Source organism: Neisseria sicca, assembly GCF_017753665.1.
Classification (GTDB): Bacteria; Pseudomonadota; Gammaproteobacteria; order Burkholderiales; family Neisseriaceae; genus Neisseria; species Neisseria flava.
On record NZ_CP072524.1, the window covers coordinates 152,206 to 163,920 of the forward strand.

General features: G+C 53.4%; 10 protein-coding genes and 1 pseudogene. 5 read left to right on the forward strand and 6 right to left on the reverse strand.

Translation table 11 applies throughout. The features are described 5' to 3' along the window. Positions 1 to 7: 7 nt before the first annotated feature. Positions 8 to 1,462: a magnesium transporter gene (gene mgtE / locus J7445_RS00740; RefSeq protein WP_070655143.1), complete on the reverse strand. Its 1,455-nt coding sequence runs from the start codon at positions 1,460 to 1,462 to the stop codon at positions 8 to 10. A gap of 601 nt (positions 1,463 to 2,063) precedes the next feature. Here mgtE and J7445_RS00745 point away from each other — a divergent pair. The 3 genes from J7445_RS00745 to pgmB all read left to right on the forward strand — a co-directional run bounded on the left by J7445_RS00745 (position 2,064) and on the right by pgmB (position 6,475). Further along, positions 2,064 to 3,416: an SLC45 family MFS transporter gene (locus tag J7445_RS00745; RefSeq protein WP_070655145.1), complete on the forward strand. Its 1,353-nt coding sequence runs from the start codon at positions 2,064 to 2,066 to the stop codon at positions 3,414 to 3,416. A gap of 122 nt (positions 3,417 to 3,538) precedes the next feature. Further along, entirely contained in the window at positions 3,539 to 5,797 is a 2,259-nt protein-coding gene (locus tag J7445_RS00750; RefSeq protein WP_070655147.1) for a glycoside hydrolase family 65 protein, read from the forward strand. Positions 5,798 to 5,809: 12 nt separating this feature from the next. Beyond that, complete coding sequence (gene pgmB / locus J7445_RS00755) at positions 5,810 to 6,475, forward strand: beta-phosphoglucomutase (RefSeq protein ID WP_070655149.1); 666 nt, start codon at positions 5,810 to 5,812, stop codon at positions 6,473 to 6,475. Positions 6,476 to 6,567: 92 nt separating this feature from the next. Here pgmB and J7445_RS00760 read toward each other — a convergent pair whose 3' ends face one another. Then, positions 6,568 to 6,999, reverse strand: a complete 432-nt coding sequence (locus tag J7445_RS00760) for an EamA family transporter (protein WP_016687139.1) — start codon at positions 6,997 to 6,999, stop codon at positions 6,568 to 6,570. A 51-nt stretch (positions 7,000 to 7,050) separates the two neighbouring features. Here J7445_RS00760 and J7445_RS12395 point away from each other — a divergent pair. Continuing rightward, positions 7,051 to 7,158: pseudogene (locus J7445_RS12395) on the forward strand (IS5/IS1182 family transposase); the annotation flags it as partial. Between the two features lie 185 nt (positions 7,159 to 7,343). Here the strand turns inward: J7445_RS12395 and J7445_RS00765 are convergent. The 4 genes from J7445_RS00765 to J7445_RS00780 all read right to left on the reverse strand — a co-directional run bounded on the left by J7445_RS00765 (position 7,344) and on the right by J7445_RS00780 (position 10,069). Continuing rightward, on the reverse strand, positions 7,344 to 8,156 hold the full coding sequence (locus tag J7445_RS00765) for a fimb protein (RefSeq protein ID WP_070655151.1): 813 nt from the start codon (positions 8,154 to 8,156) through the stop codon (positions 7,344 to 7,346). Positions 8,157 to 8,346: 190 nt separating this feature from the next. Beyond that, positions 8,347 to 8,967 carry an L-threonylcarbamoyladenylate synthase gene (locus tag J7445_RS00770; RefSeq protein WP_070655153.1) on the reverse strand — a complete coding sequence of 207 codons (621 nt, stop codon included), beginning with the start codon at positions 8,965 to 8,967 and terminating at the stop codon, positions 8,347 to 8,349. 133 nt (positions 8,968 to 9,100) lie between these two features. After that, entirely contained in the window at positions 9,101 to 9,460 is a 360-nt protein-coding gene (locus J7445_RS00775) for a YbaN family protein (RefSeq protein WP_070655155.1), read from the reverse strand. Between the two features lie 21 nt (positions 9,461 to 9,481). Next, on the reverse strand, positions 9,482 to 10,069 hold the full coding sequence (locus tag J7445_RS00780; protein ID WP_070655157.1) for a DUF1415 domain-containing protein: 588 nt from the start codon (positions 10,067 to 10,069) through the stop codon (positions 9,482 to 9,484). Positions 10,070 to 10,437: 368 nt separating this feature from the next. Between J7445_RS00780 and J7445_RS00785 the strand changes: the two genes are divergently transcribed. Further along, on the forward strand, positions 10,438 to 11,574 hold the full coding sequence (locus tag J7445_RS00785) for a polyamine ABC transporter substrate-binding protein (RefSeq protein WP_070539097.1): 1,137 nt from the start codon (positions 10,438 to 10,440) through the stop codon (positions 11,572 to 11,574). Positions 11,575 to 11,715 lie beyond the last annotated feature (141 nt).

Here is an 11,715-nt window from a genome sequence, read left to right on the forward strand (position 1 = left end):
GACGGCCTTACAGCAAGAACATTGTCGCCAGTCCCAAGAAAATCAGAAAACCGCCGGAATCCGTTACCGCCGTAATCAGCACCGAGCTGCCCAAAGCAGGGTCGCGGCCGGATTTTTCCATGATGACGGGGATAAGTACGCCGACTGAGGCAGCGAGCAAGAGGTTCAGTGTCATCGCGGCGACCATCACCAAACCGATGCCGATGCTGCCGTACAGCAGCCATGACACCACGCCCATGACCGTTCCCCAGATGATGCCGTTGACCAAGGCAACGCCGACTTCTTTTTTCAACAAACGTCCCGCCTGCATCCCTGTCAACTGCCCCATCGCCATCGCGCGGACAATCATGGTGATGGTTTGGTTGCCGGAGTTTCCGCCGATACCGGCGACGATGGGCATCAGCGCGGCGAGTGCGACGATTTTTTCGATACTGCCCTCAAACGCGCCGATAACGCGGCTGGCGAGAAAGGCAGTGCAAAGGTTGACGGCAAGCCACATCCAGCGGTTTTTCACCGAATCCCAGACAGGCGCGAACAAATCTTCCTCTTCCTGCAAACCCGCCATGTTCAACATATCCGCTTCGGATTCTTCGCGGATAACGTCCACCATCTCGTCGATGGTAATCCTGCCGATGAGCTTTTTGTTTTCATCGACTACGGGCGCAGTAACCAAGTCATAACGTTCGAACGCCTGCGCCGCCTCTTCCACGTCGTCTTCAGGACGGAAACGCACGACTTCGGTCGCCATCACGTCCGCCACCAAATCCTCAGGATCAGCGACCAAAAGTTTGCGGATGGGCAGCACGCCTTGCAGGATGTCGTTTTCATCGACCACGAAAATCTTGTCGGTATGGTCGGGCAGGCTTTCGAAACGACGCAGGTAACGCAGCACCACTTCGCAGGCAACGTCGGCGCGGATGCTGACCAGTTCGAAGTCCATAATCGCGCCGACTTGATTGTCCTCATATGACATCGCCGCTTTGACTTGGGCGCGCTCTTCCTCGTCACGCGTCTGCAAGGCTTCATAGACCACTTGGTGCGGCAAATCGCCCGCCAGCTCCGCCAGTTCGTCCGCGTCCAAGTCATCGACCGCCGCCAACAGCTCGTCTTTGTCCATCGACTCGATCAGCGTTTCTCGTACCGCATCGGACACTTCCAGCAACACTTCGCCGTCGTCTTCCGGCGTGACCAACAGCCAGACGACATTACGCTCGCGCGGCGGCAACGACTCCAACACTGCCGCCACGTCGGCAGGGTGCAGCTCGTTCAAAAGGACGGTCAGCTCGGTGAATTTGTCGCGCAACGCCTCGTCCTCAATCGGCACGCCTTCCTCAATTTGCGGGAAGGCGGGCGAGAGGATTTCGCACAGCGCGTGGATACGGTCGAAATCGGCGGAAACGCGCTCTACGTCGCTTTCGATACCGTCGTTTTCAAGGTTCGGAGGGGTTTGTTCGATGCTCATAAATGCTCCGCCCGCCGGATGCAGGAGGGCATTTCGGCGGGATGGTTATCGTGTATTTCGGGATAAACCGGAAGGGAAGTTCAGTAAAAACGAACTGGGAAGGTCCATAATAAAAGCCTGCTGATTCAGGCGTCGTGTTGGAAACGGAGCGTATTTTACCGCGTTTCGAGGCGGTTTACTATTTTTAACTGAAAAGGTCGTCTGAAAAAACGTAACTGTTTTTTCAGACGACCTGTATGTATCTCCAGTCTGTAAAGTGGGAAATAAGAAAATTTACAGGGATATTTGATGTAAGGCAGGTTTGAGGTATGCAGTGGTTGTTTGGCTTTTAGGTGTATGGCTAGAATGGCACATAATTTACGCACACATACTTCTGTAACATCATCCGATACGTTTTTAAAATATTTTTCAGACGACCTCTCCGATTGATTTTCGGATGCCGACACTATCAAAAATATAGTGGATTGGCTTTAAAGCGGGGCGACGCCGCACCGGATTGAATGTGGTCTGCCAAAATGAACAAACGGGACAGTTTCGGGTCAATATTTAAAATTTAAACAAATTTACTACTTTCTTTACAAAAAAACGAAAGGACTACCTCATGTCGGACAATACGCAAACAACACGGCAGGGCTTGCCCTCGCTGCCGAAAAGCACGATTTGGATGCTCAGTTTCGGCTTTCTCGGCGTTCAAACGGCCTTTACCCTGCAAAGCTCGCAGATGAGCCGCATCTTCCAGACGCTCGGCGCCGACCCGCACAGCCTCGGCTGGTTCTTTATCCTGCCTCCTTTGGCGGGGATGCTGGTGCAGCCGATTGTCGGCCATTACTCCGACCGCACTTGGAATCCGCGCTTGGGCGGCCGCCGTCTGCCGTATCTGCTTTACGGCACGCTGATTGCGGTCATCGTGATGATTTTGATGCCGAACTCGGGCAGCTTCGGCTTCGGCTATGCGTCGCTGGCGGCTTTGTCGTTCGGCGCGCTGATGATTGCGCTGTTGGACGTGTCGTCGAATATGGCGATGCAGCCGTTTAAGATGATGGTCGGCGACATGGTCAACGAGGAGCAGAAGGGCTACGCCTACGGGATTCAGAGTTTCTTGGCGAATACGGGTGCGGTTGTGGCGGCGATTCTGCCGTTTGTGTTCGCGTATATCGGTTTGGCGAACACTGCCGAGAAAGGCGTCGTGCCGCAGACCGTGGTCGTGGCGTTTTATGTGGGCGCGGCGTTGCTGGTGATTACCAGCGCGTTCACGATTTTCAAAGTGAAGGAATACGATCCGGAAACCTACGCCCGCTACCACGGCATCGACGTGGCGGCGAATCAGGAGAAGACCAACTGGATCGAACTCTTGAAAACCGCGCCTAAAGCGTTTTGGACGGTTACTCTGGTGCAGTTTTTCTGCTGGTTCGCCTTCCAATATATGTGGACTTATTCCGCAGGCGCGATTGCGGAAAACGTCTGGCATACGACCGATGCGTCTTCCGTAGGCTATCAGGAAGCGGGCAACTGGTACGGTGTATTGGCGGCGGTGCAGTCGGTTGCAGCGGTGATTTGTTCGTTTGTATTGGCGAAAATCCCCAACCGATACCATAAGGCGGGTTATTTCAGCTGCCTGGCTTTGGGCGCGCTCGGCTTTTTCTCCGTATTCTTCATCAGCAACCAATACGCGCTGGTGTTGTCTTACATCTTAATTGGTATTGCTTGGGCGGGCATCATCACTTATCCGCTGACGATTGTGACCAACGCCTTGTCGGGCAAGCATATGGGCACTTATTTGGGCTTGTTCAACGGCTCCATCTGTATGCCTCAGATTGTTGCTTCGCTGTTGAGCTTCATGTTGTTCCCGATGATGGGCGGTTTGCAGGCCAATATGTTCTTGGTAGGGGGCGTCGTCCTGCTGCTGGGCGCGTTTTCCGTGTTCCTGATTAAAGAAACACACGGCGGCGCATAATTTTCTTCATTTATCGGCAGGAGGGTCGTCTGAAACTTCTGCCGACGCTTTATTTGATTTAAGTAAGACGAACCGTATTTCAAAACGGTTTGCCATAAAACCATCAAAACAGGAGCTTTACGATGTACACAAGAATCATGGAAATCAGCCCTTGGACGCTGCGTTCGGCAAAACTGGAAAAAGAACACAAACGGCTGCAAGAGAGCCTGACCAGCTTGGGCAACGGCTATATGGGTATGCGCGGCAGCTTTGAGGAAACCTACTCTGCCGACAGCCACTTGGGCACCTACATCGCCGGCGTGTGGTTCCCCGACAAAACCCGCGTCGGCTGGTGGAAAAACGGCTACCCCAAATATTTCGGCAAAGCCATCAACGCGCTCAATTTCAGCAAAGTCAAAATCTTTGTCGACGGGCAGGAAGTGGATTTGGCGAAAAATGACGTTACCGACTTCTCCGTCGAACTCGATATGCAGCACGGCGTGTTGCGCCGCTCGTTCACCGTATTCGGCGTGCGTTTCGATGTGTGCAAATTCCTGTCCGTCGCGCAAAAAGAGCTGGCGGTCATCCGCTGGGAAGCCGTATCTGTTGACGGCAAAACCCACCAAGTCCGCATCGATTCCATCATCGACGCCGACGTGAAAAACGAAGACTCCAACTACGAAGAAAAATTCTGGCAGGTATTGGACAAAGGCGTTTCAGACGACCTCTCCTACATTGCCACCCAAACCGTCGCCAATCCCTTCGGCGTGGAACAATTCATCGTCAACGCCGAGCAAACCTTCGCCGGCAGCTTCAAAGCCCTCGGCGGCAGCCAAACCGATTGGCAGGTCTCCAATTCTTTCCAAGCCGAAGTCGGCGGCACGCCCGAAACCTTTGAAAAACGCGTGATTGTTACCACCAGCCGCGATTATCAAGGCTTGGAAGCGGTGAAAGCCGCAGGCCGCGCCTTGTCGGAAAAAATCGCAGGCGTTGCGTTTGAAACCTTGCTGGAGGCGCACAAAGCAGGCTGGCTGCACCGTTGGGAAATCGCCGACGTGCTCATCGAAGGCAGCGACGAAGCGCAGCAGGGCATCCGCTTCAACCTGTTCCAACTGTTCTCCACCTACTACGGCGAAGACGCGCGTCTGAACATCGGCCCCAAAGGCTTTACCGGCGAAAAATACGGCGGCGCGACCTATTGGGACACCGAAGCCTACGCCGTGCCGCTCTACCTCGCACTGGCGGAACCCGAAGTTACCCGCAACCTGCTGCAATACCGCCGCAACCAACTGCCGCAGGCGCAACACAACGCGCGCGAACAGGGCTTGGCGGGCGCACTCTATCCGATGGTGACGTTTACGGGCATCGAGTGCCACAACGAATGGGAAATTACCTTCGAGGAAATCCACCGCAACGGCGCGATTCCTTACGCCATCTACAACTACACCAACTACACCGGCGACGAAAGCTATCTTGCCAAAGAAGGCTTGGAAGTCTTGGTCGAAGTGTCCCGCTTCTGGGCGGACCGCGTCCACTTCTCCAAACGCAACGGCAAATACATGATTCACGGCGTAACCGGCCCGAACGAATACGAAAACAACATCAACAACAACTGGTACACCAACACCCTCGCCGCATGGGTATTGGACTACACCCGCGAAGCCTTGGCGAAATACCCGCGCCCCGATTTGAACGTGAGTGCCGCCGAGCTGGAAAAATGGGCGGACATCAGCGCGAATATGTACCGTCCGCATGACGAAGAACTCGGCGTATTCGTGCAGCACGACGGCTTCCTCGACAAAGACATCCGCCCTGTGTCCGCGCTTTCGCCCGACGATTTGCCGCTCAACCAGAAATGGTCGTGGGACAAAATCCTGCGTTCGCCCTTCATCAAACAGGCGGACGTATTGCAAGGCATCTACTTCTTCGGCGACCGTTTCAATATCGACGAAAAACGCCGCAACTTCGACTTCTACGAACCGATGACCGTGCACGAAAGCTCGTTGTCGCCTTGTATCCACGCCATCCTTGCCGCCGAACTGGGCAAAGAAGAAAAAGCCGTAGAAATGTACCAGCGCACCGCCCGCTTGGACTTGGATAACTACAACAACGACACCGAAGACGGCCTGCACATCACCTCCATGACCGGCTCGTGGCTCGCCATCGTCCAAGGTTTCGCCCAAATGAAAACTTGGGGCGGCAAACTCAGCTTCGCACCGTTCCTACCGAGTGCGTGGACAGGCTATGCCTTCCACATCAACTACCGAGGCCGTCTGATTAAAGTCGCCGTCGGCAAAAAAAACGTCGTCTTCACCCTGCTCAAAGGCGAACCGCTCGATTTGCAGGTGTACGGCAAAGACATCACGCTCAACGGCAGCCACACTGTCGCGTTGGAAAAATAAGGAGGGCGCAAAATGACTTTTACCGCAGTCCTCTTTGACCTCGACGGCGTCATCACCGATACCGCCGAATATCACTACCGCGCATGGAAAAAGCTCGCCGAAGAACTGGGCATCAGCATCGACCGCAAGTTTAACGAGCAGCTCAAAGGCGTGTCGCGCGACGATTCGCTCAAACGCATCCTCGCACACGGCGGCAAAACCGTCGGCGAAGCCGAGTTCGCTGAACTGACCCGCCGCAAAAACGACAACTACGTCGAGATGATTCAGGCAGTCAAACCCGAAGACGTGTACCCCGGCATTTTGCCGCTGCTGGAAGCATTGAGGGCAAACGGCAAAAAAATCGCCCTCGCGTCCGCCAGTAAAAACGGCCCGTTCCTGCTGGAACGCATGGGGCTGACCCACTTCTTCGACGCCGTCGCCGACCCTGCCGCCGTCGCGCATTCCAAACCCGCCCCCGACATCTTCCTCGCTGCCGCCGAGGGCGTGGGCGCGGATATCCGCCAATGCATCGGCATTGAAGACGCCGCCGCCGGCGTCGCCGCCATCAAAGCCGCCGGCGCCTTGCCCATCGGCGTGGGCAAAGCCGAAGACTTGGGCAGCGACATCGCGCTGGTGTCCGGCACCGCCGAGCTGACCTACGCCTACCTGCAAAACGTGTGGGCACAGTCGGGCAGGTAAAGCGTATCAGGTAAATTGTTAAGGAAGTAAAAAGGTCGTCTGAAAACCAGAATTTTGGTTTTCAGACGACCTTTCTCATTGGAAAAATATTTTTAGCGTTTCAAAGCCAGCGTTAATACACCCGCCGTAACCAGCCCCAGCCCTATCCATTCCTGAGTGCTGGGGCGTTCGTCCAGAAAGACCACTGCCATCAGCGCGACCAATACCAAGCTGAATTTATCGACGGGGGCGACTTGCGAGGCGTTGCCCAGTTGCAGGGCTTTGAAGTAGGCGAGCCAGGATGCACCGGTGGCGAGGCCGGAGAGAATCAGGAAAGTCCAGTTTCTTCCTGTGAACCCGTTCACGCCCTGCCATTTGCCGGTATAGGTCAGGAACAAGACCAGCGCGGCGAGGATGACCAACGTGCGGATGAAGGTGGCGAAATCCGAATCGATGCCCTGCAAGCCCATTTTGGCGAAAATCGCCGTCAACGAGGCAAATCCTGCGGAAGCTAATGCCCAAAAAAGCCATGCGTTGCCGCTCATGTTTTTCCTTTCTGAATCAAAATCCGACCTTATGGGTGATGGGAGAGATACTATAGTGGATTAAATTTAAATCAGGACAAGGCGACGAAGCCGCAGACAGTACAAATAGTACGGCAAGGCGAGGCAACGCCGTACTGGTTTAAATTTAATCCACTATATTGGGCGTCCCCATATTATATCTATCTGATGATGCGGATGTGTTCCATCATACCACCGGATAGGGTGGCTTTAAAGGAAAAGGCCGAATCCCTGTTTTCGAGTTCGGCCATTTTGACGGTGAGGGATGGTCTGAAATTTTATCGGCGGTATTGGGCGGAATCTGTTTTCAGACGACTTATTGTCCGTCAGATAACTTTTTCTTTAAATTCGGGCTTTTTGTCGATAAAGCCGTCAATCGGCGCGTAGCCCAGGAAGTCGGCGTTTTCATCCATGACGACAATCCAGTTTTTGATTTTACCGCTGGTAAGCGGCAGGAAAAACAGAGGTTTGTCAGTTTGTTTGACGGAAGCGGTTTTGAGGATGTCCGCTTCGCTCATGTTGCGGGCGATGGCAAGTTGTACCAAGGGTTTCATCGCACTGCGGATTTTCGCGCGTTCGGCAGGACTGTCGGGCTGCCACCAATTCGGGCGCATACTGGGTTCTATACCTTTAAGCGAAAGGCTGAGGCTTTCGTTGGCTTCTTCGATGGATGCAGGATCGCGCAGGGCAACGCGTTCGATACCGAACCACGGCAGTTGGCGCATTTCTTCAGGGGCTTTTGCTAAATCCGCTTCGTCGATTTCAGCGGCGGTAACAATGTTGATGCGGTCTTTTTCAAAGGCTGCAACGACAGGGCGCGCTAAGGAAACACTGTGTAAGCCGTAAACCAGCGCGGCGAGCTGGATGATGCCGACCAAAGAAAAATCGGTAATGCGTTCGCGCAGTTTTTTCTTTGGGCTGGCGAGAATCAGTGTCAGCAGAGGGCCGCAGACAATATCGACCGAGACGACGAGTGTGTACAAATTCAATCCGCCCGTCAGTTCTGAATAGGGGTAGGGATACCAGACAGCGAAGACCAAAAGTGCCGCGAGGCCTGCAAGAATCAGGCTGACGACAAGATGCCAGCCTGCGTTTTTGAGGGCAAAACGCCAACGGGAGGGAGTTTGGGTATTTTCCATTTGTTGTTTCCGTAATGTAATTATTGAGGGAATTATTTTTGAAGGTCGTTATTATATCTGAATATGACCGGCAACATAGAGTTTCATGGTACAAAACGTGAGAGATGTGGTGTGGCAGCAAAAGAATTGGCATAAAAAGGTCGTCTGAAAACGGATTTGGGTTTTCAGACGACCTTTTAGTTTTTTAGGCTTACAGACCGAATAGGGCGATGTCGCCTTTGCCTTGGCGGATGAGTTCCGTGCCGTCAGTCATGTCGATGACGGTGGTCGGCTCGGTGCCGCACCAGCCGCCGTCAATCACCAAATCGACGGCGTGTTCGAGGCGGTCGCGGATTTCGTAAGGATCGGTCAGCGGCTCGTCGTCTTCGGGCAGCATTAGGGTGCAACTGAGCAGTGGTTCGCCTAATTCCTGCAACAGGCTTAAGGCGATGTTGTTGTCGGGAACGCGCAGGCCTATGGTTTTGCGTTTCGGGTGCAGCGTGCGGTTGGGGACTTCTTTGGTCGCTTGCAGGATGAAGGTGTAGCTGCCCGGGGTGGCGGCTTTGAGTTGGCGGAACTGGGCGTTGTCGACTTTGGCGTAAGTGCCCAATTCGCTCAAATCGGCGCACATGAGGGTCAGGTGGTGTTTCAAGTCGATTTTGCGGATGGCGAGGATGCGTTCCATTGCGGCTTTGTCGCCGAGTTTGCAGCCGAGCGCGTAGCAGGAGTCGGTAGGGTACACGACAACCCCGCCGTTGCGGACGATGTCGGTGGCTTGTTTGATCAGGCGTTCCTGCGGGTTGTCGGGGTGGATGGCGAAGAATTGTGCCATGACGGCTTTCCTTTTGATGGTTTGTGTTACCGATATTTTAAAACCGATACTTTGAAATGACAAAAGGTCGTCTGAAAATACGGTTTCGGAACGGAAGCCGCGTTTTCAGACGACCTTGGATTTTGAACACGAATCAGGGTTCGGGACGCAGCCACATCCAGACGGCGATGCAGCCGCAACCTAATGTCGATGCCGCGCCTATCCACCATTGTTCGGGGAAGCGCCAAAACATGAAGATGCAGGATAGGCCCATCATGCTGATGGCGAAGATTTTGGCTTTGCGCGGGACGGCGCCGTTGTTTTCCCAGTTTTGTATCATGGGGCCGAAATAGCGGTGTTGGTGCAGCCAGCGGTGGAAACGGGGCGAAGCTCTTGCCCAACAGGCAGCGGCGAGCAGGACAAAAGGCGTGGTTGGCAGCAATGGTAGGAAAATGCCGATGATACCTAAAAGTAAGGAAACTGCGCCGCAAAAGATGAGTAAGTAGCGAATCATATTGTTGTTTTGTTGTAGGTTTTATTCGAATGCTTTGGTTTTGCCGTGATCAAATGGGCAGCGGGGAATATCGAGTTTGTCCCAGCCTTCATGTCCCATTTTTTCGAGCAGGGCGATATTGCGCTCGAAAATGGCGGAGGCATCGGGAAAGGCTTGTGCGGCTTTGGCGATGCTGTCTTCGCGGATGAGGTACAGGGTGGGGTAGGGCGAGCGGTTGGTGTAGTTGCCGATGTCGTCTGAATCCGTGCCTTCAAATTGGAAATCGGGATGAAACGGGGCGATTTGGATAATGCCTTCCAAACCGTTGTCGACAACGGCGGCATCGGCGATGTCGAGCATTTGGTTGAAGGTGTCGAAGTCGGGGAATAGGGTCGGGTGGACAAGCAGGGTGGTTTCCAGCTCGTCAGCGGGCGTGTCGCCCAAAAGCTGCAATTCGCGGTCTAGGTCTTCAAGGAAACCGTCCAGATGACGGGCTTGGCTGACGCTGATGCGCACGAGGTTTTTGACGTGCGGTGCTTTGGCGAAGGGGCAGAGGTTGAGCCCGATGACGGCTTTTACGAGCCATTGGCGGGTGTGGTCGGTTACGGTGGCGGAGTCGGGAGTAGTCATGCGGGAATTTTGGATTTAATTTAATTAAAAATAATTCTCAAAAAGTATAGCAAATAACATGGGTTTTAGGCAAAGGGCATGGGTGTGCGGATAGGGAAAATTGATGTGTGGCCAGTATGTAACAGGTCGTCTGAATATTTTTTTGTTTATGAAGAAACCCATAGCTGAAAACAACGAAAAAAAGAAGAAATTTTCCCGTCTAACCTATTGCGCCGACAGGGATTTTGCCGTTTAATGCGAACCTGCTGAATCAAGGGCCTGAGGCATATGCCGGCCGCCCCCACAGTTAACCTTTTGTATGTGGACAGTTCGTACTAACCCGCTGCCACCGCTGCAATGTTTTCCTCTTTCGCAAAAGGACTGTATCCATGAAAAAAACTTCAATGGCGGCGGCACTCATAGGCCTCGTCTTGACTGCATGCAGCGGCGGACAACAAACCGCCGCAGAATCTTCCGCCCCCTCTTCCCATACTGCGTCCGACAAGCTCAATATTTACAACTGGTCGGACTACGTCGATCCCGCCACGCTCAACGCGTTTGAAAAAAATACGCGCATCCACGTCCGCTACGACTACTACGACAGCAACGAAGCCCTAGAAGCCAAGCTTTTGACCGGCAAATCCGGTTACGACCTCGTTGCCCCGTCTATTGCCAACGTCGGACGCCAAATCAAAGCCGGTGCGTATCAAAAAATCGACAAAAGCCAAATCCCGAACTACGCCAACATCGATGCCGACCTGCTTGCCATGATGGCAAAAGTCGATCCGGGCAACCAATACGCCGTCCCTTATTTCTGGGGCATCAACACGCTCGCCATCAATAAAAAACTGGTTCAAAAAGCCTTGGGGACGGAGCAGCTGCCCGAAAACGAATGGGATTTGGTGTTCAATCCCGAATACACCAAAAAGCTGAAATCCTGCGGCATCAGCTATTTTGACAGCGCCATCGAACAAATCCCGCTCGCGCTGCATTATTTGGGCAAAGACCCGAATACCGAAAACCCCGACGACATCAAAGCTGCCGTCAACATGATGAAAAAAGTGCGTCCCGACATCAAACGCTTCACTTCGTCAGGCTATATTGACGACATGGCGGCAGGCAATCTTTGCGTCTCAGTCGGTTACGGCGGCGACTTGAATATCGCCAAAACACGCGCGCAAGAAGCGAAGAACGGCGTTGAAATCGAAGTTTTAACCCCTAAAAGCGGCGTCGGCATTTGGGTAGACTCCCTGATGATTCCGCGCGATGCCCAAAACACCGCCAATGCGCATAAATACATCAACCACACGCTCGATCCCGAAGTCGCAGCTCAAAATGGCAATTTCGTTACCTACGCTCCCGCCAGCCGCCCTGCACGCGCATTGATGGACGGGAAATATACCGGCGATGCGTCTATTTTCCCGACCAAGGAATTGATGGATAAAAGCTTTATCGTATCGCCTAAATCAACAGATGCGAGCCGCCTGAGCGTCCGTTTATGGCAATCGCTGAAAGCGGGCAAATAGTAGTTTGATGCGTTGGAACACTAAAGGTCGTCTAAAAATCAAATTTGGTTTTCAGACGACCTTTTTACCGTACGATAGGGCGGGTTTTGGTTTGTCGTGTTGCAATATCGGATTGTTAAGGATTTAGGTAAACTCAAATAG

What these genes read in the sequence shown, in the direction of transcription:
- J7445_RS00750 (WP_070655147.1), top strand. Translation starts at nt 3,539, where the DNA reads ATGTACACAAGAATCATGGAAATCAGCCCTTGGACGCTGCGTTCGGCA.
- J7445_RS00780 (WP_070655157.1), bottom strand. Translation starts at nt 10,069, where the DNA reads ATGACTACTCCCGACTCCGCCACCGTAACCGACCACACCCGCCAATGG.
- J7445_RS00785 (WP_070539097.1), top strand. Translation starts at nt 10,438, where the DNA reads ATGAAAAAAACTTCAATGGCGGCGGCACTCATAGGCCTCGTCTTGACT.
- J7445_RS00760 (WP_016687139.1), bottom strand. Translation starts at nt 6,999, where the DNA reads ATGAGCGGCAACGCATGGCTTTTTTGGGCATTAGCTTCCGCAGGATTT.
- J7445_RS00745 (WP_070655145.1), top strand. Translation starts at nt 2,064, where the DNA reads ATGTCGGACAATACGCAAACAACACGGCAGGGCTTGCCCTCGCTGCCG.
- mgtE (WP_070655143.1), bottom strand. Translation starts at nt 1,462, where the DNA reads ATGAGCATCGAACAAACCCCTCCGAACCTTGAAAACGACGGTATCGAA.
- J7445_RS00770 (WP_070655153.1), bottom strand. Translation starts at nt 8,967, where the DNA reads ATGGCACAATTCTTCGCCATCCACCCCGACAACCCGCAGGAACGCCTG.
- J7445_RS00765 (WP_070655151.1), bottom strand. Translation starts at nt 8,156, where the DNA reads ATGGAAAATACCCAAACTCCCTCCCGTTGGCGTTTTGCCCTCAAAAAC.
- pgmB (WP_070655149.1), top strand. Translation starts at nt 5,810, where the DNA reads ATGACTTTTACCGCAGTCCTCTTTGACCTCGACGGCGTCATCACCGAT.
- J7445_RS00775 (WP_070655155.1), bottom strand. Translation starts at nt 9,460, where the DNA reads ATGATTCGCTACTTACTCATCTTTTGCGGCGCAGTTTCCTTACTTTTA.